24 protein-coding genes are annotated in these 23,955 nt (G+C 54.5%); 12 read left to right on the forward strand and 12 right to left on the reverse strand.

Annotated elements, in window-relative coordinates:
* Genes ABIE10_RS20425 through hycI form a run of 6 tightly spaced genes read left to right on the forward strand, consistent with a single transcriptional unit; the run spans window position 1 to window position 4,840 of the window.
* Complete coding sequence (locus ABIE10_RS20425; RefSeq protein WP_046274832.1) at window positions 1-924, forward strand: respiratory chain complex I subunit 1 family protein; 924 nt, start codon at window positions 1-3, stop codon at window positions 922-924.
* Window positions 925-941: 17 nt separating this feature from the next.
* A complete protein-coding gene (hycE, locus tag ABIE10_RS20430; RefSeq protein ID WP_016154186.1) occupies window positions 942-2,651 on the forward strand; it encodes a formate hydrogenlyase subunit HycE in 1,710 nt (569 codons plus the stop codon).
* A 9-nt stretch (window positions 2,652-2,660) separates the two neighbouring features.
* Entirely contained in the window at window positions 2,661-3,203 is a 543-nt protein-coding gene (gene hycF / locus ABIE10_RS20435) for a formate hydrogenlyase subunit HycF (RefSeq protein ID WP_016154185.1), read from the forward strand.
* Entirely contained in the window at window positions 3,203-3,970 is a 768-nt protein-coding gene (gene hycG / locus ABIE10_RS20440; protein ID WP_003037388.1) for a formate hydrogenlyase subunit HycG, read from the forward strand. Before hycF ends, hycG begins: the two co-directional genes overlap by 1 nt.
* Window positions 3,967-4,377: a formate hydrogenlyase maturation HycH family protein gene (locus ABIE10_RS20445; RefSeq protein WP_003037385.1), complete on the forward strand. Its 411-nt coding sequence runs from the start codon at window positions 3,967-3,969 to the stop codon at window positions 4,375-4,377. Before hycG ends, ABIE10_RS20445 begins: the two co-directional genes overlap by 4 nt.
* Window positions 4,370-4,840, forward strand: a complete 471-nt coding sequence (gene hycI, locus ABIE10_RS20450) for a hydrogenase maturation peptidase HycI (RefSeq protein WP_016154183.1) — start codon at window positions 4,370-4,372, stop codon at window positions 4,838-4,840. The genes ABIE10_RS20445 and hycI overlap by 8 nt, the downstream gene beginning before the upstream one ends.
* 74 nt (window positions 4,841-4,914) lie before the next feature.
* Here the strand turns inward: hycI and ABIE10_RS20455 are convergent, their stop codons facing one another.
* Window positions 4,915-5,154 carry a SymE family type I addiction module toxin gene (locus tag ABIE10_RS20455; RefSeq protein WP_016154182.1) on the reverse strand — a complete coding sequence of 80 codons (240 nt, stop codon included), beginning with the start codon at window positions 5,152-5,154 and terminating at the stop codon, window positions 4,915-4,917.
* A gap of 269 nt (window positions 5,155-5,423) precedes the next feature.
* Here ABIE10_RS20455 and ABIE10_RS20460 point away from each other — a divergent pair, with 269 nt between their 5' ends.
* Window positions 5,424-5,888, forward strand: coding sequence for an OB-fold putative lipoprotein (locus ABIE10_RS20460; protein WP_259688207.1), 465 nt, complete (start codon window positions 5,424-5,426; stop codon window positions 5,886-5,888).
* Window positions 5,889-5,964: 76 nt separating this feature from the next.
* Here ABIE10_RS20460 and ABIE10_RS20465 read toward each other — a convergent pair whose 3' ends face one another.
* Entirely contained in the window at window positions 5,965-7,389 is a 1,425-nt protein-coding gene (locus tag ABIE10_RS20465) for a 6-phospho-beta-glucosidase (RefSeq protein WP_016154180.1), read from the reverse strand.
* A gap of 22 nt (window positions 7,390-7,411) precedes the next feature.
* A complete protein-coding gene (gene ascF, locus ABIE10_RS20470; RefSeq protein WP_046274835.1) occupies window positions 7,412-8,866 on the reverse strand; it encodes a PTS cellobiose/arbutin/salicin transporter subunit IIBC in 1,455 nt (484 codons plus the stop codon).
* Window positions 8,867-9,130: 264 nt separating this feature from the next.
* Here ascF and ABIE10_RS20475 point away from each other — a divergent pair, with 264 nt between their 5' ends.
* From ABIE10_RS20475 to hypF, 3 genes are all read left to right on the forward strand, one after another.
* On the forward strand, window positions 9,131-10,144 hold the full coding sequence (locus tag ABIE10_RS20475; protein WP_429156958.1) for a LacI family DNA-binding transcriptional regulator: 1,014 nt from the start codon (window positions 9,131-9,133) through the stop codon (window positions 10,142-10,144).
* A gap of 145 nt (window positions 10,145-10,289) precedes the next feature.
* On the forward strand, window positions 10,290-10,835 hold the full coding sequence (gene hydN, locus ABIE10_RS20480; protein ID WP_003037366.1) for an electron transport protein HydN: 546 nt from the start codon (window positions 10,290-10,292) through the stop codon (window positions 10,833-10,835).
* Window positions 10,836-10,929: 94 nt separating this feature from the next.
* On the forward strand, window positions 10,930-13,170 hold the full coding sequence (gene hypF / locus ABIE10_RS20485) for a carbamoyltransferase HypF (protein ID WP_429156890.1): 2,241 nt from the start codon (window positions 10,930-10,932) through the stop codon (window positions 13,168-13,170).
* 110 nt (window positions 13,171-13,280) lie between these two features.
* Here hypF and norW read toward each other — a convergent pair whose 3' ends face one another.
* Entirely contained in the window at window positions 13,281-14,414 is a 1,134-nt protein-coding gene (gene norW / locus ABIE10_RS20490; protein WP_204552117.1) for an NADH:flavorubredoxin reductase NorW, read from the reverse strand.
* A complete protein-coding gene (gene norV, locus ABIE10_RS20495) occupies window positions 14,411-15,859 on the reverse strand; it encodes an anaerobic nitric oxide reductase flavorubredoxin (RefSeq protein WP_053389531.1) in 1,449 nt (482 codons plus the stop codon). Before norV ends, norW begins: the two co-directional genes overlap by 4 nt.
* 189 nt (window positions 15,860-16,048) lie before the next feature.
* On the opposite strand from norV, the gene norR reads away from it, so the two are divergent.
* Entirely contained in the window at window positions 16,049-17,566 is a 1,518-nt protein-coding gene (gene norR / locus ABIE10_RS20500; RefSeq protein ID WP_181629975.1) for a nitric oxide reductase transcriptional regulator NorR, read from the forward strand.
* Here the strand turns inward: norR and gutQ are convergent.
* From gutQ to srlA, 7 genes are all read right to left on the reverse strand, one after another.
* Window positions 17,563-18,528, reverse strand: a complete 966-nt coding sequence (gutQ, locus tag ABIE10_RS20505) for an arabinose-5-phosphate isomerase GutQ (RefSeq protein WP_046274841.1) — start codon at window positions 18,526-18,528, stop codon at window positions 17,563-17,565. The two genes, norR and gutQ, sit on opposite strands and share 4 nt — an antisense overlap.
* Window positions 18,521-19,294, reverse strand: coding sequence for a glucitol operon DNA-binding transcriptional repressor SrlR (gene srlR, locus ABIE10_RS20510; RefSeq protein ID WP_003037350.1), 774 nt, complete (start codon window positions 19,292-19,294; stop codon window positions 18,521-18,523). The genes gutQ and srlR overlap by 8 nt, the downstream gene beginning before the upstream one ends.
* 70 nt (window positions 19,295-19,364) lie before the next feature.
* A complete protein-coding gene (gene gutM, locus ABIE10_RS20515) occupies window positions 19,365-19,724 on the reverse strand; it encodes a transcriptional regulator GutM (protein WP_429156893.1) in 360 nt (119 codons plus the stop codon).
* 97 nt (window positions 19,725-19,821) lie between these two features.
* A complete protein-coding gene (gene srlD, locus ABIE10_RS20520) occupies window positions 19,822-20,601 on the reverse strand; it encodes a sorbitol-6-phosphate dehydrogenase (protein ID WP_003037345.1) in 780 nt (259 codons plus the stop codon).
* Between the two features lie 17 nt (window positions 20,602-20,618).
* Window positions 20,619-20,981 carry a PTS glucitol/sorbitol transporter subunit IIA gene (gene srlB / locus ABIE10_RS20525; RefSeq protein WP_016157310.1) on the reverse strand — a complete coding sequence of 121 codons (363 nt, stop codon included), beginning with the start codon at window positions 20,979-20,981 and terminating at the stop codon, window positions 20,619-20,621.
* Window positions 20,982-20,994: 13 nt separating this feature from the next.
* Entirely contained in the window at window positions 20,995-21,966 is a 972-nt protein-coding gene (srlE, locus tag ABIE10_RS20530) for a PTS glucitol/sorbitol transporter subunit IIB (protein ID WP_016154170.1), read from the reverse strand.
* Window positions 21,963-22,526 carry a PTS glucitol/sorbitol transporter subunit IIC gene (srlA, locus tag ABIE10_RS20535; protein WP_429156897.1) on the reverse strand — a complete coding sequence of 188 codons (564 nt, stop codon included), beginning with the start codon at window positions 22,524-22,526 and terminating at the stop codon, window positions 21,963-21,965. The genes srlE and srlA overlap by 4 nt, the downstream gene beginning before the upstream one ends.
* A 264-nt stretch (window positions 22,527-22,790) precedes the next feature.
* Here srlA and mltB point away from each other — a divergent pair, with 264 nt between their 5' ends.
* A complete protein-coding gene (mltB, locus tag ABIE10_RS20540) occupies window positions 22,791-23,870 on the forward strand; it encodes a lytic murein transglycosylase B (protein WP_046274844.1) in 1,080 nt (359 codons plus the stop codon).
* Window positions 23,871-23,955 lie beyond the last annotated feature (85 nt).

Consider the following 23,955-nt stretch of genomic DNA (forward strand, 5'->3'; position numbering starts at 1 on the left):
ATGAGTGTTTTATATCCGTTAATTCAGGCGCTGGTGCTGTTTGCCGTTGCGCCGCTGCTGTCCGGTATTACCCGCGTGGCACGTGCGCGTTTGCACAATCGCCGCGGTCCGGGCGTTTTGCAGGAATACCGCGACATTATCAAACTGCTGGGCCGTCAGAGCATTGCGCCTGCGGACTCCAGTTGGGTTTTCCGCCTGACGCCGTTTGTGATGGTGGGTGTGATGCTGACTATCGCCACCGCGTTGCCGGTAGTGACCGTTGGCTCACCACTGCCGCAACTGGGCGATCTGATCACCTTAATTTACCTGTTCGCCATCGCCCGCTTCTTCTTCTCTATCGCGGGCCTGGATACCGGTAGCCCGTTTACCGCTATTGGCGCCAGCCGCGAAGCGATGCTCGGCGTGCTGGTTGAACCTATCCTGCTGCTGGGTCTGTGGGTAGCGGCGCAGGTTGCTGGCTCAACGCATATCAGCAATATCGCCGATACCATTTATCACTGGCCTGCTGCACGCAGCATTCCGTTGATTCTGGCGCTGTGCGCCTGTGCTTTCGCCACCTTTATCGAAATGGGCAAACTGCCGTTCGATCTGGCAGAGGCAGAGCAGGAGCTGCAGGAAGGTCCATTGACCGAATACAGCGGCAGCGGTTTTGCGGTGCTGAAATGGGGCATTAGCCTTAAGCAACTGGTCGTTCTGCAAATGTTCGTTGGCGTGTTCCTGCCGTGGGGACAGATGGAAACCTTCACCTCGGGTGGGCTGCTGCTGGCGCTGGTGATTGCCGTCGTCAAACTGGTTCTCGGCGTGCTGGTCATCGCCCTGTTCGAAAACAGCATGGCGCGTCTGCGTTTTTGCGCCACTTCACGCGTGACCTGGGCCGGTTTTGGGTTTGCGTTTTTAGCGTTCGTCTCCTTGCTGGTGGCGTGATTTAAGAGAGTTTGAGCATGTCTGAAGAAAAATTAGGTCAACAATATCTCGCGGCGCTGCACCAGGCCTTCCCGGGCGTCGTGCTGGATGAAGCCTGGCAGACCAAAGATCAGCTGACGATCACCGTCAAGGTGAACTACCTGCCGGAAGTGGTGGAGTTCCTGTACTACAAACAGGGCGGCTGGTTGTCCGTGCTGTTTGGTAACGACGAACGTCAGCTGTGTGGTCATTATGCCGTGTACTACGTGCTGTCGATGGAGCAGGGTACCAAGTGCTGGATTACCGTGCGCGTTGAGGTCGATGCCAATAAGCTGGAGTTCCCGTCCGTCACGCCGCGCGTGCCTGCTGCGGTCTGGGGCGAGCGCGAAGTGCGCGATATGTACGGTTTGATCCCGGTTGGTTTGCCCGATGAGCGTCGTCTGGTACTGCCGGATGACTGGCCGGACGAACTCTACCCGCTGCGTAAAGACAGCATGGATTATCGCCAGCGCCCCGCGCCGACTACCGATGCTGAAACCTACGAGTTCATCAACGAACTGGGCGACAAGAAAAACAACGTGGTGCCGATTGGCCCATTGCACGTCACCTCTGATGAACCCGGTCACTTCCGTCTGTTTGTTGACGGCGAGAACATCATCGACGCCGACTACCGTCTGTTCTATGTCCACCGCGGCATGGAGAAGCTGGCGGAAACCCGCATGGGTTACAACGAAGTGACCTTCTTGTCCGACCGCGTGTGCGGCATTTGCGGCTTTGCGCACAGCACCGCCTATACCACCTCCGTCGAGAACGCGATGGGCATCGTCGTGCCGGAACGTGCGCAGATGATCCGCGCCATTCTGCTGGAAGTTGAACGCCTGCACTCGCACCTGCTGAACCTCGGCCTGGCCTGTCACTTTACCGGTTTTGACTCCGGCTTTATGCAGTTCTTCCGCGTGCGTGAAACCTCCATGAAGATGGCGGAGATCCTCACCGGGGCACGTAAAACTTACGGTCTGAACCTGATCGGCGGTATTCGTCGTGATCTGCTGAAAGAGGATATGATCCAGACCCGTCAACTGGCGCAGCAGATGCGTCGTGACGTGCAGGAACTGGTCGATATGCTGCTCAGCACGCCGAACATGGAACAGCGTACCGTAGGTATTGGTCGTCTTGATCCGGAAATTGCCCGTGATTTCAGTAACGTCGGCCCGATGGTACGCGCCAGCGGCCATGCGCGTGACACCCGCGCCGATCACCCGTTTGTGGGCTATGGTCTGCTGCCGATGGAAGTTCACAGTGAGCAGGGTTGCGATGTTATTTCTCGTCTGAAAGTCCGTATCAATGAAGTCTACACCGCACTGAATATGATCGACTTTGGTCTGGACAACCTGCCAGGCGGCCCGCTGGCTGTGGAAGGTTTTACCTACATTCCACACCGCTTTGCGCTGGGCTTTGCTGAAGCGCCGCGCGGGGATGACATCCACTGGAGTATGACTGGCGACAACCAGAAACTGTATCGCTGGCGCTGTCGCGCGGCGACTTACGCCAACTGGCCGACGCTGCGCTACATGCTGCGTGGCAACACCGTTTCCGATGCCCCGCTGATTATCGGTAGCCTCGATCCTTGCTACTCCTGTACCGACCGTATGACCGTGGTCGATGTGCGTAAGAAGAAGAGCAAAGTTGTGCCGTACAAAGAACTTGAGCGCTACAGCATCGAGCGTAAAAACTCGCCGCTGAAATAAGGAATCGCCATGTTTACCTTTATCAAAAAAGTCATCAAAACCGGGGCGCCGACATCGTCGTATCCGCTGGAGCCGATTGCGGTCGATAAAAACTTCCGTGGCAAACCGGAACACAATCCGCAGCAGTGCATTGGCTGTGCGGCCTGTGTGAATGCGTGCCCGTCGAACGCGCTGACGGTAGAAACCGATCTGGTCACCCATGAGCTGGCGTGGCAGTTCAACCTCGGCCGTTGCATCTTCTGCGCCCGCTGCGAAGAAGTCTGCCCGACTGCGGCAATTAAGCTGTCGCAGGAGTATGAACTGGCGGTGTGGAAGAAAGAGGATTTCCTGCAGCAGTCCCGCTTTGCGCTGTGTAATTGTCGCGTATGTAACCGCCCGTTTGCGGTACAAAAAGAGATCGATTACGCCATTGCGCTGCTTAAGCACAACGGTGACAGCCGTGCGGAAAACCACCGTGAAAGCTTTGAGACCTGCCCGGATTGTAAGCGCCAGAAATGCCTGGTGCCGTCTGACCGTATTGAACTGACTCGCCATATGAAAGAGGCCAGCTGATGAGCAATTTATTAGGCCCACGTGACGCCAACGGTATTCCGGTACCGATGACGGTGGATGAATCCATTGCCAGCATGAAAGCGTCGCTGCTTAAAAGCATCAAGCGTTCAGCGTACGTTTACCGTGTGGACTGCGGCGGCTGCAACGGCTGTGAAATCGAAATCTTCGCTACGCTTTCTCCGCTGTTTGATGCCGAACGTTTTGGGATCAAAGTTGTACCATCACCGCGCCATGCGGATATCCTGCTGTTTACCGGCGCGGTAACGCGTGCCATGCGCTCTCCGGCGCTGCGCGCCTGGCAGTCTGCGCCAGATCCGAAAATTTGTATCTCTTACGGTGCCTGCGGTAACAGCGGCGGTATCTTCCACGACTTATACTGCGTATGGGGCGGCACGGATAAAATCGTACCGGTGGATGTGTATATTCCTGGCTGTCCGCCAACGCCTGCGGCTACGCTGTACGGTTTTGCAATGGCGCTGGGTCTGCTGGAACAAAAAATTCACGCGCGTGCGCCAGGTGAACTGGACGAACAGCCGGCTGAAATTCTGCATCCGGATATGGTTCAGCCGCTGCGCGTGAAGGTGGATCGTGAAGCACGCCGTCTGGCGGGCTACCGCTACGGTCGCCAGATTGCTGATGACTATATGACCCAGTTAGGGCAGGGCGAGCATCAGGTGGCGCGCTGGCTGGAAGCGGAAAACGATCCGCGTCTGACCGAGATCGTCACGCATCTTAATCATGTTGTCGAAGAGGCGCGTATCCGATGAGTGAAACGGTGGTGTTCAGTCAACTGAGCCGTAAGTTTATTGATGAGAACGATGCAACGCCCGCTGAGGCGCAGCAGGTTGTCTATTACAGCCTGGCGATTGGTCACCACCTTGGGATCATCGATTGCCTGGAAGCGGCGTTAACCTGTCCGTGGGATGAATATCTGGCGTGGATTGCCACGCTTGCCGAAGGCAGTGAAGCCCGCCGGAAAATGGAAGGCGTGCCGAAGTACGGCGAGATCGTCATCGATTTCAACCATGTGCAGATGCTGGCGCGCGCGTTCGATGATGCGCGTGCCGTGCAGACCCCGCAGCAGCAGGAGTGGAGCAAGCTGATGCTCAGCATGCTTCACGATATCCACCAGGAAAGCGCCATCTATCTGATGGTGAGGAGACATCGTGACTGACGTTTTATTATGTGTGGGTAACAGTATGATGGGCGATGACGGCGCGGGGCCGCTGTTAGCCGAAATGTGTGCTGCAAATCCTCAAGGTCAATGGGTTGTCATCGACGGCGGTAGCGCGCCGGAAAACGACATCGTCGCCATCCGTGAGTTGCGCCCGCAGCGTCTGTTGATTGTGGATGCCACCGATATGGGGCTAAATCCTGGTGAAATCCGCATTATCGATCCTGATGATATTGCCGAGATGTTCATGATGACCACCCACAACATGCCGCTGAACTACCTGGTCGATCAGCTGAAAGACGACGTTGGCGAGGTGATTTTCCTTGGCATTCAGCCGGATATTGTCGGTTTTTACTACCCGATGACACAGCCGATCAAAGATGCGGTAGATACCGTCTATCAGCGATTAGCCGGGTGGGAAGGACACGGTGGGTTCGCTGAATTAGAGGCACCGGAAGCCTGAGCCTGAGGGCACTGAATACCGGATGGTGTGTCGCATTACCACCATCCGGATAACGTCGACACCCTCGAAACAGACTATTCACCTGCTTGTTCAATAATTAATTTCCCCTGCGTAACCGATACTTTTACCGACGTGCCCGTTGGGAACCCCGCCTGTTCCAGCCAGTCTCCGTTCATCGTAAGTGAAGCATGGCGGCTTATACGTCGTGTAAAACCGGTTTTGCGATCTTCATGCCGTACTCTGACATAGCTGACTTTAAAATGACGTAATGGCTTGTTGATAACCGCTTCGGCATTACCATTTTTACCAGACATAAACACTCCCTTGTTACGAATAAAACGATGGAAAACTACTGAATAAAATGCCAGTAAAAAGGCGGGAGGGCAAACCCGAAACTGGAAGGCAGATCCAGAAAATAGAATGCAAATAATGAAAGGATGAGAAGTTGATAATAGTTGGGGGGAATATTCTCTTCTTTTACTAATACGGGAGTTATATTATATTTCGGCGTTGTTCAGGGAGGTTATATACTCGAATTATTTAGAATTTGAATATATGGGAAATTAATATACAGGAGTTATTTATGCGTTCAGGTATTCGTTTGGTAAATTTAATTATTATTTCCTCTCTTCTTAGCGGGTGCGAGACGGCGGCTGACGCGTTCTTCTCTGCGGGAGACCAATTATTTCAACCGGGGGAGTCATCAGCTGCGTCAATGCCAACCTTGTCCGTCGCTGATTTTATCGCGCCCTATACCTTAAATCCTGTTAAAGCCAATAAGGACTATCTTGGTGAATGGGTGAAGCTGCGGGGCGTGGTCATTGATATTCGTAAGGTTAATGGTATTTCCAATGCTTATTCTTATCTTGTCAGCCTGAAAGACGAAAATAATAAAACGAACAACGTGATTCAGTTCCAGTTTGGCTCCCATAATAGTACGAATGTTGAGTCATTACAGATTGGCCGGAGCGCGACAATTATTGGTCAGGTCCACGCGTTGGGCGAAGCGCCTTTGCCGCTGCTGCAAAATCCTAAAGTTGTACAATAAAAATGATAACAGACAGCGGGTATATATATTCTGAATAATACGTGTTGCCGGATGGCGGCGTCATCCGGCAACATTGTTATTCCAGATCGGTCCCGTTACTCGCAATCACTTTCTTATACCACCAGAACGATTTTTTGCGTTTACGCGCTAACGTGCCGTTGCCCGCGTCATCGCGGTCCACATACACAAAACCGTAGCGTTTGCTCATCTCACCGGTTGAGGCTGAAACCAGATCGATACAGCCCCAGGTGGTGTAGCCCAGCAGCGGCACGCCATCCTCAATAGCATCTGCCATGGCGCGAATGTGCTCGCGTAAATAGCTAATGCGATAGTCGTCATTGATTTCGCCGTTAGCATCGATCTCATCTTTCGCCCCCAGCCCGTTTTCCACCAGAAACAACGGCTTCTGGTAGCGGTCATACATCATATTCATGGTGATGCGCAGACCGAGTGGGTCGATGCCCCAGCCCCATTCGCTGGCGGCAATGTACGGATTACGCAGCGACTTCACCACGTTAGCGGCGCTGGTATTGCCAGTATTCATTTCAGCGGAGGCGCAGCGCGATGCGTAATAGCTAAACGAGACGAAATCGACGGTGTTTTTCAGGATATCGTCATCTCCCGCCGCTTTTTCTATCACCACGCCTTTTTCGCGAAACACACGGGCAGAGTAAGCGGGGTAAGCCCCGCGCGCCTGCACATCAATAAAGAACAGGTTTTCGCGGTCTTTTTCCAGCGCGGTCCACACATCTTCCGGTTTACAGGAATAAGGATAAAAATTACCGCCCGCCAGCATACAGCCGACCTGGTTTTGCGGATTAATTTCATGGGCAATTTTAGTTGCCAGGGCGCTGGCAATCAGTTCGTGGTGGGCGGACTGATATTTCACCTGATCCTGATTTTCACCTTCTTCAAACACCAGTCCGGCGCCAGAAAAAGGGCTGTGCAGCATAATGTTGATTTCGTTGAACGTTAGCCAGTACTTCACCAGACCGTCAAAGGCCTCGAAGCAGGTACGGGCATAGCGGGTAAAGAACTCCACCATTTTGCGGTTACGCCAGGAGCCATACTCGCTGACCAGATGCATCGGCACATCGAAGTGACACAGCGTAACTAACGGCTCAATACCGTATTTTTTACACTCGGCAAACACGGCCCGGTAAAACGCGATACCCTCTTCATTAGGCGTCAGCTCGTCGCCGTTGGGGTAGAGACGGCTCCAGGCAATGGAAGTACGAAAAACCGTAAACCCCATTTCCGCCATCAGCGCGATATCTTCTTTATAGCGATGATAAAAGTCGATTGCCTGATGGCTGGGATAAAATTCGTCATCCCGCAGCGTAAAGCGTTTTTCCTGACCCAGTTTGACGGCCATGCGGTTTGTGCCGTGGGGGATCATATCGACGGTGGTCAGCCCTTTGCCGCCTTCCCGGTATGCCCCTTCAGACTGGTTGGCGGCCAGTGCGCCGCCCCATAAAAATCCTTGCGGAAAAACAGACATAGTTAACCTCAGTTCATACCAGTCAAATGCTGGCTCTATTGATATTGCCTGGTTGCGCGGCCTGGTTTTTTCTGGCCTGCGCGGCTGCATCTTCGACAGGAATATCTTCAAAGCCGAGGAGCAGTGTTAATACAAAGGAAAGCACGACCGCCAGCGCCATCACGCCAAACACCCAAACGATGGTCATCGGATTGGCTGGATCGAAAAACTGTACGCTGGTGAACAAGCCTGGAGCCGCCATGGAGTGGCTCGCCAGTCCGGCCATTCCGGCAACGGCACCGCAGATAAAGCCGCTGATAAGACTCGCAATCAGTGGGCGTTTCAGGCGGATCGCCACGCCATACAGCGCGGGTTCGGAAATGCCTGCCATGATGGCCGAGGCGGCTGCCGCTAACGCCGTCTGACGCAGTTCCGGGTTTTTGGTTTTCCATGCCACTGCCAGCGATGAACCGCCCAGCGACAAATTGGCGCCAATTTCTGACGGCATCACCATGCCTTCTTTTCCGGTTTCGGCAATGGTCTGAATAATGGTTGGCGTGAAGACGCGGTGCATACCGGTCATCACCAGCAACGGCCACAATGCGCCCATAATGGCCACCGACAGCCAGCCGAGATAGCCGTGAATGGTATAAACCAACGCAGAAATTGCACTACCGATCCAGATGCCGATCGGGCCAATGATGACGATGGCGAGTGGGGCGGCGATCAGCACGATTAGCATCGGTTTAAGGAAGTTTTTGGTTACCGCCGGAGTGATGCGATCGACCCAGCGTTCGATGTAGGACAGACACCAGGTCATGACCAGCGCCGGGATCACCGTGTAGGTGTATTTCACCGCCGTCACCGGGATCAGGGCAAACTCAACGTGCTCACCCTGCGCGGCCTTCGCCATCAGTTCGATGAAGCTGGGATGCACCAGTACGCCTGCGATGGCGATTGCCAGCGACATGTTAGTTTTGAATTTTATGGCTGCTGAGGCGGCAACCATCAGTGGCAGGAAGAAGAAGGCGCCGTCGCCGATTACGGTCAGAATAGTGAGCGTGGACGATCCTTTCACCAGCACGCCGGTCATTTCGAGGATCATTGCCAGCAGCTTGAGCATTGATCCGCCGATAATAGCCGGGATCAACGGGGACATTGTGCCGATCAGCGCGTCGAGGATCCCCGCGCCAATCCGCTTCAGCGTCAGCCGAGGTTTGGTTTGCGGCTCTGCAGGTTGCATATTGGCAGGCAACAGGCTGACTACCTCGCGATACGCCTGCGAAACGGTGTTGCCGATGATCACCTGGCACTGGTTATCGCTGCGCACCACGCCGAGCACGCCAGGGAGCGTCTTCAGCGTCGTGCTGTCGACCTGCGAGTCATCTTTGATAACGAAACGCAAACGGGTCATACAGTGGGTCACTGCTGTGATGTTGTCCACGCCTCCCAGAGCCGTCACAACCGAGCGCGCCAGCGCTGCATAATTTTTGGACATCGGATTTAATCCTGTTTTATCAGTAGAGTACGTTATGTTTTATCCGTTCACGTTGGTCGCTTTTCTGGGTTGATGAAACGCAGATAGGAAACCGGTTCCACAAAATCATGTTTAAATTACACGTAATGGGCAAGGTTTATTTTTAATCATTTTTTATAATTGTGACTCCGATCACCAGATATCAGCGTTTGCAATTGAGCAGCAAGGACAGCGGCGAAACGGTGCAGTACACTGCGTCACATTGAGAGAAAAGGGATGAGTAATATGACCACGATGCTGGAGGTGGCGAAGCGTGCCGGGGTGTCAAAAGCGACGGTTTCCCGGGTGCTTTCCGGGAATGGCTATGTCAGCCAGGAAACCAAAGACCGCGTGTTTCAGGCCATTGAAGAGAGTGGTTACCGCCCTAACTTGCTGGCACGCAGTCTGGCAGCGAAAACCACGCAGACGCTAGGTCTGGTGGTAACTAACACCCTTTATCACGGCGTCTATTTCAGCGAACTGCTGTTTCATACCGCGCGGATGGCGGAAGATAAGGGACGCCAGTTGTTGCTGGCTGACGGTAAGCACAGCGCAGAGGAAGAGCGTCAGGCGATCCAGTACCTGCTCGACCTGCGCTGTGACGCGATTATGATCTATCCGCGTTTTCTTAGCGTGGATGAGATAGACGATATCATCGACGCCCACGCCCAGCCGATTATGGTGCTTAATCGGCGGCTGCGGAAAAATACCAGCCACTGCGTGTGGTGCGATCAAAAGCAAACCAGTTTTAACGCCGTTACTCAGCTCATTGCCGCTGGGCACAAAGAGATTGGTTTTATTACTGGCTCGATGGATTCGCCTACCGGCGTGGAGCGACTTTCAGGCTATAAAGACGCGCTGGCACATCATGGCATTCCGCTTCATAATGATTTGATTGTTAAAGGGAAATGGACGCCAGCCTGCGGCGCAGCGGGAGTCGATACTTTGCTTTCGCGTCAGGTCAATTTTACCGCGCTGGTGGCCAGCAATGATGATATGGCGATCGGTGCGATGAAGCAGTTGCACGCGCATGGCGTGCGCGTCCCTGCTCAGGTGTCGGTGATTGGCTTCGATGATATCGCTATCGCGCCATACACTATTCCGGCGCTTTCCAGCGTCAAAATCCCGGTAACGGAAATGATTCAGGAAACGATAGGCCGCCTGATCTTTATGCTGGATGACGGGGCGTTTACGCCGCCAAAAACCTTCACCGGTGAACTCATTCAACGCGACTCTGTTGCGCCGCTCGTTTTGCGCTGACGGCTGTCATTTGTCATCGTCACTAGTGACGATGACACGGCTTCTCTGCATTCATCAAAATAAAAAACCTTTAATAACAGTCAATTAAATTCTGGCACGATTTATGAATGCTTCGGCAGATAATCTGTCATTGCTGGAGAAATTGATGAACCGTTTCATCATTGCAGACGCCAATAAATGCATTGGTTGCCGTACCTGTGAAGTGGCCTGCGTGGTATCCCATCAGGATAACCAGGACTGCGCATCGCTGACCCCTGAAACCTTTTTACCCCGCATTCATGTCATCAAAGGCGTTAATGTCTCCACGGCGACGCTGTGCCGCCAGTGTGAAGACGCGCCGTGCGCTAACGTCTGTCCGAACGGTGCAATCAGCCGTGATAAAGGCTTTGTCCACGTGATGCAGGAGCGCTGCATTGGGTGTAAAACCTGCGTTGTGGCTTGCCCTTATGGCGCAATGGAAGTGGTCGTGCGTCCGGTTGTTCGTAACAGCGGGGCAGGTCTGAACGTCCGGGCAGAAAAAGCCGAAGCCAATAAGTGCGACCTGTGCCACCATCGTGAGGCCGGCCCTGCCTGTATGGAAGTCTGCCCGACTCACGCGCTGATTTATGTGGATCGCAATAAGCTTGAGCAACTGAGCGCTGAAAAACGCCGTCGAGCGGCGCTGGATTCCACGGCATCTTTGCTGTTCTGATATCTGAAAATCCGCGTAAAATACGTGCCGGATAAGGCGAAGCCGCCATCCGGCAAACGGACATTTCAGGGATACAACACCGCGGGAATTCATCATGACAATAAACAACCACTCCGGCGTACAGCTGCGTATTCGCGGTAAGGTACAGGGCGTCGGATTTCGCCCCTACGTCTGGCAACTGGCGCAGCGATTACAGCTACATGGCGATGTGTGTAACGACGGTGACGGTGTGGTTGTGCGTATACAGGAAGATCCGGCAGAGTTTATTGCGCAGTTGCATCAACACTGCCCGCCGCTGGCGCGCATTGACAGCGTTGAGAGCGAACCGTTCGCCTGGACGCAGCCGCCTGCCGATTTCTCGATTCGGCAAAGTGCTGGCGGAACGATGAATACGCAAATCGTTCCGGATGCCGCGACCTGTCCAGAATGTCTGGTTGAAATGAACACCCCCGGTGAACGCCGCTATCGTTATCCCTTTATCAACTGCACCCACTGTGGCCCGCGCTTTACGATTATCCGCGCCATGCCCTACGATCGCCCGTTTACCGTGATGGCGTCATTCCCACTCTGTGCGCAATGCGATAAAGAGTATCGTGATCCGTACGACCGTCGCTTCCATGCCCAGCCCGTTGCCTGTCCGGCATGCGGTCCCCACCTCGAATGGTTTAGCGCGGGTGAGCGGGCGGAGAAAGAAGATGCGTTGCAGGCGGCAGTATCGCGCCTGAAAGCAGGCGGTATTGTGGCCGTTAAAGGGATTGGTGGGTTTCATCTGGTGTGCGATGCACGAAATGATGACGCCGTAGCGCTGCTCAGGCTGCGCAAACACCGTCCGGCAAAACCTCTGGCAGTGATGCTGCCCGGTGATGACGGACTGCCTGAACCCGCTCGTCGTTTGCTGACAACCCCAGCCGCGCCGATCGTGTTGGTGCAGAAACGCTATATCGCAGCATTGAGCGAGGGCATTGCGCCAGGGTTAACGGAAGTGGGCGTCATGCTGCCAGCGAATCCGTTGCAGCATTTGCTCTTACAAGAGATGAATTGTCCGTTGGTAATGACCTCCGGCAATCTCAGCGGCAGACCGCCCGCTATTACCAACGCGCAGGCGCTGGATGATTTACACGAAATTGCCGATGGTTTCCTGCTGCATAACCGCGAAATTGTGCAGCGGATGGATGACTCTGTGGTACGCGACAGTGGGGAGATGCTGCGTCGTTCACGGGGTTACGTGCCGGATGCGGTGGCGCTGCCGCCAGGATTTCACGACGTGCCGCCGATGCTTTGCCTGGGCGCAGATCTGAAAAATACCTTCTGCCTGGTGCGTGGTGAACAGGCGGTTATTAGCCAGCATTTGGGCGATCTCAGCGATGACGGCATTCAGCAGCAGTGGCGTGATGCGCTGCGCCTGATCCAGAACATTTATGACTTTTCGCCGCAGCGTATCGTGCATGATGCACACCCTGGTTATGTTTCCAGCCAGTGGGCCAGCGAAATGAATCTGCCAACCGAAACGGTGCTGCATCACCATGCGCATGCCGCTGCGTGTCTGGCCGAGCACGGCTGGTCGCTCGACGGTGGTGACGTGATTGCCCTGACGTTAGACGGTATCGGCATGGGGGAAAACGGCGCGCTGTGGGGGGGAGAGTGTTTGCGGGTCAACTATCGTGAATGCGAGCACCTTGGCGGCTTACCGGCGGTAGCGCTGGCGGGGGGCGATCTGGCGGCAAAACAGCCGTGGCGCAATTTGCTCGCGCAGTGCCTGCGCTTTGTTCCTGACTGGCAGCGCTACCCGGTAACATCGGTGCTGCAACATCAAAACTGGAACGTGCTGGCGCGCGCCATTGAGCGGGGGATTAACGCACCGCTGGCGTCATCGTGCGGACGGCTGTTTGATGCCGTTGCCGCCGCGCTTCAATGTGCGCCGGAATCGCTGAGTTATGAAGGTGAGGCGGCCTGCGCGCTGGAGGCGATGGCATCGCAATGTGCTGCCGTTGAGCACCCTGTCACGGTGCCGCTTGATGGCAATCAGCTGGACTTAGCGGTTTTTTGGCAGCAATGGCTGACCTGGCAGGCCAAACCTGCCGAAAGAGCGTGGGCGTTTCACGACGCGCTGGCGCGTGGGTTTGCTACCCTGATGCGTTTGCAGGCCGAAGAGCGGGGGATTAAGACGCTGGTATTCAGCGGAGGTGTGATGCATAACCGCTTATTGTCAGCCCGGCTGGCGTTTTATCTGCATGATTTTACCTTACTGTTCCCACAGCGTTTACCGGCGGGCGACGGCGGGTTGTCGTTGGGGCAGGGCGTGATTGCCGCGGCGCGGGCGTTGGCGCAAAAATAAAAAAAGCCCCGGGACTGGCGGGGCAAGAACAACAGGTCGGGGCATACCGACAAGTGGCAACGCACATCCATGTGCGTGAGGTTAATAAATCAAGCAACGGTATTCTGTACTTACACGGGCAGCGTTTTCAGCAGCGCAAAGGCCTCTTTCATGCGGTCTTCGCTGACGACAAAGGCACATAGCTGGCCTGCGTCGTTCATCCCTCTGGCCACCATCCCTTGCGCTTCGGCGGCAATATGCCAGTTCAGATCGTGGCGCTGGGTTTCCCCAGCCAAATGCAAGGGTAATTCCGGCGTTTTGACTTTTACCAGCATGGCAGGCAACTTCAATGGCGCATTGCCGCCGAGCAGGTTTTTCGCCAGATACATGGCGCTCAGCTGAATCGGTTGCAGGAATGGGAGTACCTGACCGTTAATTTCTGCACAGTCGCCGAGGGCATAAATGTCCGGGTGGCTGGTTTGCAGGTAGCTGTCGACGCAGACTCCACGATTGATGTTCAATCCGGCGCGACGCGCCAGCGCGGTTTCAGGGCGCAGACCCGTAGCGGCGATCACCGCATCGACTTCTACGCTGCGGCTACGATCGAGCGTGGCGCGAATCCCCGACTCCGTTTTCTCCAGCCCCTGAAGCTGCGATTTCAGCAGCAGGTGTACGCCCATATCGGTCAGACGATGCTGTAAGCGACTGCTTACTTCTGGCGGCATCAGCGAAGCCAGAATGCTGGCGGCGTTGTCGATAAGCGTTACCGCTTTACCAGCACGACAAAAATCCATCGCCAGTTCGCTGCCAATCAAGCCGCCGCCGACAATCAGCACCCGTTGGGCGTCACGCAGTTGTGTTTCACAGGCGCGATACTCTTGTTGGCTGTTCAGTGTGAGCATTAACTCACGTCCGGTAATCGGCGGTACGAAGGCAGATGCTCCCGTCGCCAGCACCAGTTTGTCGTATGGCCACTGTTGCTCCTGGCTTTTCACTACGTGAGCATCGGCATCGATGTCGGTTACCCAGGTGTGCGGGAAGAGGCGCAAATTAAACTGTTCGGCAAACTCCCCCGCCGACTGGCGGGTGAGGTCGTCTGCACGTTGCGACTGACTGATAACATGGCTGAGATCGGGCTTGTTGTACTCATCCATACTGTCCGCAGCAATCAGGGTCAGCGGGACATTTGCATCCTGCTTACGGATATTTTTGACTAACTGGCGGGCGGCGAAGCCCGAACCAATAATGACAATTCCGCGGCTCATTTTGCCTCCGTTGCCAGTACGTCAAAGACGTCTTTACCTAATGAACATTCCGGGCACAGGAAGTTATCCGGCACGTCGCTCCACGGTGTTCCCGGCGCGACATCCTGCAGCGGTTCACCTTTTGCCGGGTCGTAAATCCACTGGCATACGCTGCACTGCATGCTTGGACCAAGATCAGCGGCAACCGCCGCGGCACAGGCGCACTCTTCCTCTTTGGTTGCCGTTTTGACGATTGTTTCCGGCAGCGGAGCAAGCGCCCACTGACGTGCGATTTCACGGCCATGCTGGCGACACAGTTCCAGCGCGTCCAGATCCGGACGCCATTTCGCTTTCAGACTCAGCGACATCTCGAAACCGGCATCCTGCAAGCGTGTGGACAAACGGTCTACCGCACCGCCGCTCCAGCCGTGTGAACCAAAGGCGCTGGCGCGTTTGTTACGAAAACGCAGGCCGGTCATCTCTTCTACCAGACCGGCGATTTTTGGCATCATTACGTTGTTCATCGTTGAAGTACCAACCAGCACGCCTTTAGAGCGGAAGACGTTAGTCAGGACTTCGTTTTTGTCGCTACGGGCGACGTTAAAGATTTTCACCGCCACGTTCGGGTCAACTTCGTTGATGCCCTGGGCAATGGCGTCCGCCATCATGCGGGTGTTGTTGGACATGGTGTCGTAGAAAATGGTGATACGGTCTTCCTGATAGTCAGCCGCCCATTTCAGATACATTTCAACGATTTGTGTCGGGTTGTCGCGCCATACCACGCCGTGGGAAGTGGCAATCATATCCACCGGCAGGTTGAAGCCGAGAATCTCAGTGATTTTCGGTGTAACCAGACGGCTGAACGGCGTCAGGATGTTGGCGTAGTAACGCTGGCACTGTTCGAACAGTTCGGTCTGGTCAACTTCGTCGTTAAACAGACGTTCATCACAATAGTGCTGGCCGAAGGCGTCGTTACTGAACAGCACCGCATCGCCGGTCATGTAGGTCATCATGCTGTCAGGCCAGTGCAGCATCGGCGTTTCAACGAAGATCAGCTGCTTACCGTTGCCAATGTCCAGCGAGTCGCCGGTTTTCACCACGTTGAAGTTCCACTCCGGGTGGTGGTGGTGCCCGTTGATAGAGTCAATAGCGTTGGCTGTGCAGTAAATTGGCGTGTCAGGGATGCAGGACATCAGCTCAGTCAGCGCACCGGCATGGTCCTCTTCCGCGTGGTTAATGATGATGTAGTCGATATCTGCCAGGTCAATTTCACTGCGCAGGTTCTGCACGAATTCACGGCTAAACTTGTGGTCTACTGTATCGATCAGGACATTTTTTTCTTCACGGATGAGATAGCTGTTGTAGCTGCTACCGCGCAGCGTTTTATATTCAGTCCCGTGGAAATCACGAACTTCCCAGTCACGTTGGCCAACCCAATGAATGTTATTTTTAACCAGAATAGACATAGCAACCTCAGTAATTAATTCAGCGTTTTCTAAAAAAGATGTTTTGCTTATTGCAGGTTGCGTGCCAACTTTTTAATTGTTGATTTTAAAGGGTTTGTTTTTTAATGCCTATAAGGTGGTAGTCAAAATGACTATTCATTTTATTGTCAATATGACAATATGAATTGTCAAAATGACAATGAGGTCGTCATGAGTTTTTCCGTAGACGTGCTGGCGGGTATCGCCATTGAATTACAAAGCGGTATTGGACATCAGGACCGTTTTCAACGCCTGATAACCACCTTGCGTCAGGTGTTGGAGTGCGACGCGTCGGCATTGCTGCGCTATGAGTCGCGACAGTTTATTCCGCTGGCAATCGATGGGCTGGCGCAGGACGTTCTCGGCAGGCGCTTTACTCTGGAAGGGCATCCTCGTCTGGAGGCGATTGCCCGTGCCGGGGACGTGGTTCGTTTCCCTGCCGACAGCGATTTGCCAGACCCTTACGATGGGCTGATTCCGGGCCAGGAGAGCCTGAAGGTACACGCCTGCATTGGCTTACCGCTGTTCGCCGGTCAAAATCTGATTGGCGCGTTAACGCTGGATGGCATGGAGCCCGATCAATTCGATGTTTTCAGCGATGAAGAACTTAGGCTGATTGCCGCGCTGGCGGCGGGCGCGCTGAGCAATGCGCTGCTGATTGAACAACTGGAAAGCCAGAATATGTTGCCGGGCTCGTCGACGGCCTTCGAGCAGGTGACTGAAACCCAAATGATTGGCCTGTCGCCCAATATGCTGCAGTTGAAAAAAGAGATTGAGATTGTGGCGGGATCCGATCTCAACGTACTGATTAGCGGCGAAACGGGGACCGGGAAGGAGCTGGTAGCTAAGGCTATCCATGAAGGTTCGCCGCGCGCGGTGAATCCGCTGGTGTATCTGAACTGCGCGGCGTTGCCGGAAACCGTAGCGGAAAGTGAGCTGTTTGGTCACGTAAAAGGCGCCTTTACCGGGGCTATCAGCAATCGTAGCGGTAAGTTTGAAATGGCTGACAATGGGACGCTGTTTCTCGATGAGATTGGCGAGCTCTCGCTGGCGTTACAGGCTAAGTTGCTACGTGTGTTGCAGTACGGCGATATTCAGCGTGTGGGTGACGATCGCAGCCTGCGCGTGGATGTTCGGGTGCTGGCGGCAACGAACCGTGATTTACGGGAAGAGGTGCTGGCCGGGAATTTCCGTGCGGATTTGTTCCACCGTCTGAGCGTCTTTCCCCTTTCCGTACCGCCCCTTCGTGAACGCGGCGAAGATGTGGTACTGCTGGCCGGTTATTTTTGCGAACAATGTCGGCTGCGGCTGGGACTTTCCCGCGTGGTGTTAAGTCCCGGCGCGCGTAGCCATCTGTTGAATTACGGCTGGCCCGGGAACGTGCGTGAGCTGGAACATGCCATTCACCGGGCGGTTGTTCTGGCAAGGGCCACCAGGGCAGGGGATGAAGTGGTGCTTGAGGCGCAGCATTTTGCCCTGCAGGATGAAACCCCGGCTCTGCAGGCGGAGGTTGTTGCGGAGATCCCGCAGCATCGCAACCTGCGTGAGGCAACGGAGTCATTCCAGCGGGAGATGATCCGCCGGGCGTTGGCGCAAAATAATCACAGTTGGGCGGCAAGTGCGCGGGCGCTGGAAACAGACGTCGCCAACCTGCACCGGCTGGCGAAACGTCTGGGGCTGAAGGATTAGAGAATACCTGCCTGATAGAAATCCTGCAGGTTGATAGCACCGGTGAGTTTACCGTTTTCATCTACCACCGGTGCGGCAGTGATTTTGCGCTTCATCAGGATCTCTTTGGCGTCAATGGCGCGGCTCTGGGCCTGCAGCGTAATGCCATTATGGGTCATTGCTTCGCTAACCTGAGTGGTGAGCGCTCCGCCGCCAACCAGCCAGCGGCGCAGGTCGCCGTCGGTAAAGACGCCTTTCACCAGCGACTCGTCGTCGCAGACTGCCACCAGGCCAAGACCCGTACGGCTTAGTTCCAGCATCGCGTCCATGACGCTGGTGGTGAGCGTCACCTGCGGAATGGCATCGTCACGGCGCATCAGATGATGCACTTTATTTAACAGACGAGCGCCCAGCGCACCCGCCGGATGCGAGCGGGCAAAATCTTCTTCGTTAAAGCCGCGCGCCTGCATCACGGCGATTGCCAATGCGTCGCCCATCATCAGAGTGTTCACGGTGCTGGAAGTCGGTGCCAGGCGCATCGGACAGGCTTCACGCTCAACGGAAATATCCAGCACGGCTTTGGCTGCCAGACCCAGCGGTGAGGTCGGTTTTCCGGTCATTGCCAGCAGAGCGACGGACTTGTCTTCCAGGCGCGGAATGATGAGATCCAGTTCTTTTGCGCCGCCGGAGTAGGAAATAAACAGCATGACATCACGGCTTTCAATCATCCCTAAGTCGCCATGCAGCGCTTCAGCCGGATGCACAAAAAAGGCGGGCGTGCCGGTACTGGCGAGGGTCGCGGCTATTTTTTTGCCAATATGGCCTGATTTGCCAATCCCGGAGACAATCACTTTGCCTTCGCAGTGGATGATAGTATTGGCGGCGCGGACAAAATCATCGCCCAGTCGTTCAGGCAGTCGGCTGGCTTCCTGTAGCTCCAGCATTAACGTCTGACGGCCCGCGTTCAGTAGTGCATCACTCATTGGTTTCTCCGGTTATGATCACTTCAATCCCTTTTGCTTCCAGCGCCTGACGAAACGCTGGGTCGATACCCGCATCGGTAATCAGCTTGTCGACGCTTTCCAGACTGCACACAACATTGGGGCTTTTGCGCCCAAATTTTGACGAGTCAGCCATCAGAATCACTTCGCGAGCGGCATTGCACATCGCTTTACTGACGCTAAACACCTCATTAAAGGTGGTCACGCCGGCATTGAGGTCAATGCCGTCGGTGCCCATGAAGAGTTTATCAAAGCTGAACTGCTCAAAGGCGTTTTCTGCCAGCTGACCGTGAAATGACGCAGATTTTTTGCGAAAAGTCCCGCCGGGCATCAGGATAGTTTGCTCGTTGTCCAGTTCTGAAAGGGCGTTAACAATGTGCAGACTGTTGGTCATGACGGTGATGTTGCTAAAGCGGGTGAGCATCGGCACCATCTGCAATACGGTGCTGCCCGCATCCAGAATAATCGAGTCGCCATCGTGAATAAAACGGACGGCGGCTTCGGCAATCTGCTCTTTTTTATGCGTATTGATTAGCGTTTTGTGATCGATTGGCGGGTCGGATTCATCTTTATTTAATACCACACCGCCATAGGTACGAATGACGGTTCCGGCATTCTCCAGAATGACCAGGTCTTTGCGAATGGTCGTGCCGGTTGTGTCAAAGTAGTGGGCCAGTTCTTCAACCGAGCATTTCCCCTGCTTTTGCAGGTGCTCCAGTATGGCTGCCTGTCGCTGACGAGGTTTCATAGGCGTGATTACCCTGACTTAATAGGTTGCAAAATGATAATTTCGCAAGCTATTAGCATTCACAACGAAATTACCCATGTTTCAGTTTAAGCGCCAATGATAGTGCATTCTGCGCTAACGGATCATGGGGAAAGATCACATCAGGCTGTAAATCATCAAGATGTTTGCCCATTATCGTGACAATTTTACCGGGCCTGGCAAATACAGTAAGACCTTTCATAAATAACGAATCGGTAACCCGCTGCTGTTCATCTAGCGCGATGGCGACCACCACGCGGGGTTTAAACCGTCCACCGGAACGACCTACGCCAACCCGACCCCGCTGGCAGAGTTGATCAAACGCCCGGTTAAAGCGGGATATTTGCCAGCCACCGAGCGCCAGTTGCAGGCACCAGGCGATAGCGGCGACGGTAATCAGTGCGGAAACCATAATGTGCTCCTTTGATTTTGCCGGATGGCGGCTGTGCCTTATCCGACCAGATGTGTGTAGGCCCGGTAAGCGCAGCGCCACCGGGCAATCATGTTTCTTAGAACATCACCTGACCACCGGTCACGTTAATGGACTGACCGGTGCAGTAAGAGGCTTTCGGGCTGGCGTAAAACAGCAGCATGTTCAGCACGTCCTGATAATCGCAGCCGCGCTTAAGCGGAACCTTATCAATGTAGTACTGCTCGACTTCGTCTGGCTTAAGGCCAAGCTTGGTCGCATATTGCGGTAATAATGACTGAAACATCGGTGATTTCAGCAGATTGCCGAGCATCAGTGAATGCACGGTGATCCCGTATTCCGCCAGATCCAGCGCCAGCGACTGGGTTAAACCTACGCCGCCAAATTTTGCCGCGCTATAGCCTGAGTTGTGTTTACTGCCCACTTTCCCTGATTTGGAGTTGATCTGGATAATGCGTCCCTGGACGCCATCGCGGATCATCAGGCGTGAAAATTCCCGTGCGCAGAGGAAGTAGCCGACCAGATTCACCTGCAGCGAGCGGTCGAAATCCCCAAGCTGAAAGTCGCTGATAAACGCGGCTTTAGCGATACCCGCGCTGTAAACCAGCAGATCGACGCGGCCAAATATTTCATCCACTCCGCGCGACAGCGCCAGCACACTTTGTTCGCTGGTGGCATCAGCGCCAAAACCGTAGGCGGTGCCTTCGCCAAACTCGGCGTTAATTTCCTGTGCGACGTTGGCGGCTTTATCGCTTTGGATATCCACCACCGCGACGCGGTACCCTTCTGTCGCAAGCCCACGGCAAAGGAATGCCCCCAGGGTCTGGCCTCCACCAATGACAACGGCAACCTGATTCATCTTTATCTCCTTCAATCTTAAGCAATAAACTTCAAAATACAGCCCGGTGCGATACCGTCCGGTACGGGGCCCGCAACGTGTACGGTGCCGGGAAATTCCGCTTCACTCAGTCCGTCAAAACGCAGAGTGATATGCCCCAGTTCACGTAAGTTTTGTTCCGCCACGCTGCCAACGGCTGTGACCGGGTAGTGATGCTGGCCTAGCTCAAATTGGATCCCAGCCTGCAAAGAGCCGTTCAGCTCCCCATGGCAATGGATGAAGCAAAATTCTTCGATATCCGCAGGCGCGCCTTCACGAAAGGTAATTAGCATCTGGTCGCAGAGTGCATCCGGGGCGCTCTGGCCGATGCGGGTGATGGTGGTTTCATAAATCACGGTCATTTTTGAGTGCCTCTTATTGGTAAATAAAGCCGGAAACAAACCAGGCGATGAGAACGGTCGGTGCGCCGGTCAGAAAACGACTCACCAGTACGGATGGCACACCGACGCGGACCGTGTCCTGGCGCGCTTCGGCTAGCGACAATCCGACTGGAATAAAGTCGCATGCCGCCTGGGCGTTAATGGCGAACAAGGCAGGTAGCGCCAGATGCGGAGGAATGTTCCCCAAACCAATCTGTACGCCGATCAGGACGCCGATAACCTGGGCGATGACCGCACCAGGGCCGAGGAAAGGGGACAGCAGCGGGAAAGAGCAGATCAGCGCCAGGGTTACCAGCCCCAGCGGATGGCTGGCCAGCGGTGCGAGTCCATGGGCAATCCAGTCCCCCAGGCCAGACGCCATAATGATGCCGATCAGCGCCGAGACGAACGCCATAAACGGCAGAATGGTTTTCAGGACGGTATCGATAGTGTCTCGCCCGGCCTGAAACAGAACCGCAACGGCTGAACCCATTCCCATGCCGACTTTTGCCAACAGACCGTCGCTTTGTTCGGTAATTTTCTTGCTGGTGTCGTACTCGCGACCCATCGTGCTGTTTGCAGGCGTTGGCGCAGCGGATGCTTCACCGATAACGGTAATGTTTTCTTCTTTCACGCCAGAGACATAGATATCTTCGATAATATATTGGGCCAGCGGACCGGATTTACCCGTCGCGTGAATATTCACTGTTGGTATACGGCGTTTTGGATAGATCCCGCAGCGCAGCGTGCCGCCGCAGTCGATGATCGCCACGCCAATTTCGTTCTCTGGCGGCTCGCCTTCTTTGAAGCCATCAACGGCCTGCCAACCTGTCAGGCTGGCTATCCTGTCGACTATTGCGGGGCGAGTCCCGGCGGTGATATAGACAATTTTCTTGCCTGGCACGGCATCCAGTTCAAGCGGGCCGCCCCAGCCGCCGGTGCCTTTTTCAATACGAATACGCGTCATGATGCTACTCCCGCCAGATGTACTTTCTGCTCAAGTTGAATACCCATTTTTTTCTCAAAGATGGTGGTGGTGAAATCGGTCACCCAGCCGCGGAAGAAGTTGGTCACCAGGCCGACCAGCAAATAGCTCACCGCCAGCGGGCTGAGCGGAAGACCCAGCGTGGTCAGTCCGCTGGCGATCCCCAGATAGACGAACAGCTCACCGGGGTTGATGTGGGGAAATAAGCCGTTCATTGAATGGCAGCTGTAAGAGGCGGCTGCGTAGTAGCTGGGCTTGAACTTTTCCGGCATAAAGCGGCCCAGGCTCAGCGTCATAGGATTACAAAACACAAATGTGCCGATGCACGGCAGCAGTAGATAGCGGGACAGCGGGTTTCCGGCGCAGCGCTGGGCAAAACGTTCAATACGTTGCTGACCGATAAAGTTAATCAGCGCATTCATGATGACCAGCAGACTGATCAGCAGAGGCAGAATACCGGTCACCATGCCGGTAAACACCTCTCCGCCTTTCTGGAACAATCCGATAAACCACTCAGCACCGAGTGTGATGGTGTCGATCATTATTCTCTCCTGTAGGGGTTTTAGTTATCTTGCCAAACGGTAACTAATTTTAATCGGATCGAAAGATTTAAAAGTGTTATTTTGATCGCAAAATGAAAGATAAATATTTTAATTTGAAAGATTGTGCGTGAGAACGCGCAAATGTGCCGGTCAGGAGTGCAAGAGGGGAGAAATTCTGTGAAGGAGAGCGACTACTGCTTCCTTGTGTGGCGGAGGATGCTTTACCATACTTCTCCCAGGCTGAATTTGTTTAATGGATGTCTCATGTTCAAGCGTCGTTATGTAGCGTTACTGCCCCTTTTTGTATTGCTTGCTGCTTGTAGCAGCAAACCTAAACCTTCAGAGACTCAAACGACTACGGGTACGCCATCCGGCGGCTTCCTGCTTGAGCCACAGCACAATGTCATGCAAACGGGCGGCGATTTTGCCAATAATCCAAACGCGCAGCAGTTCATCGAGAAAATGGTGAACAAGCACGGCTTTGACCGCCAGCAGCTGCAGGAGATCCTGTCGCAGGCCAAGCGTCTGGACTCGGTATTGCGTTTGATGGACCGCCAGGCGCCGACGACTCAACCGCCAGCCGGACCTAACGGTGCATGGCTGCGGTATCGTAAACAGTTCATCACTCCGGATAACGTACAAAACGGTGTGGCCTTCTGGAACCAATATGAAGATGCGCTGAACCGTGCATGGCAGGTCTACGGCGTACCGCCGGAAATTATCGTTGGCATTATTGGCGTAGAGACTCGCTGGGGCCGCGTGATGGGTAAAACGCGGATTCTGGATGCGTTAGCGACGTTGTCGTTTAACTATCCTCGTCGTGCGGAATATTTCTCTGGTGAACTGGAAACCTTCCTGCTGATGGCGCGAGATGAAAGCGACGATCCGCTCGATTTGAAAGGTTCTTTCGCAGGGGCGATGGGCTACGGCCAATTTATGCCATCTTCCTATAAACAATATGCCGTTGATTTCAATGGCGATGGTCACATTAACCTGTGGGATCCGGTTGATGCTATCGGTAGCGTGGCGAACTATTTCAAAGGCCACGGCTGGGTGAAAGGCGATATGGTTGCGGTTCCGGCGAATGGCCAGGCGCCTGGGCTGGCGAACGGCTTTAAAACCCAGTACAGCATTTCTCAGCTTGCCGCCGCGGGCCTGACGCCGCAGCAGTCTCTGGGTAATCATCAGCAGGCCAGCCTTCTGCGACTGGATATCGGTACCGGTTATCAGTATTGGTATGGACTGCCGAACTTCTACACCATCACCCGCTATAACCACAGTACCCACTATGCAATGGCCGTGTGGCAATTGGGTCAGGCGGTCGCGCTGGCGCGCGTGCAGTAATCATTTGTTATCGGTCTACAGGGGCAATTCCTTGTAGACCGAATAGGCTATCCTGGTGCGTTATCCGGTACTCTTTTGAATGCGG

Origin of the sequence: Citrobacter sp. 506, from assembly GCF_050434985.1 — a bacterium.
Lineage (GTDB): Bacteria > Pseudomonadota > Gammaproteobacteria > Enterobacterales > Enterobacteriaceae > Citrobacter > Citrobacter braakii.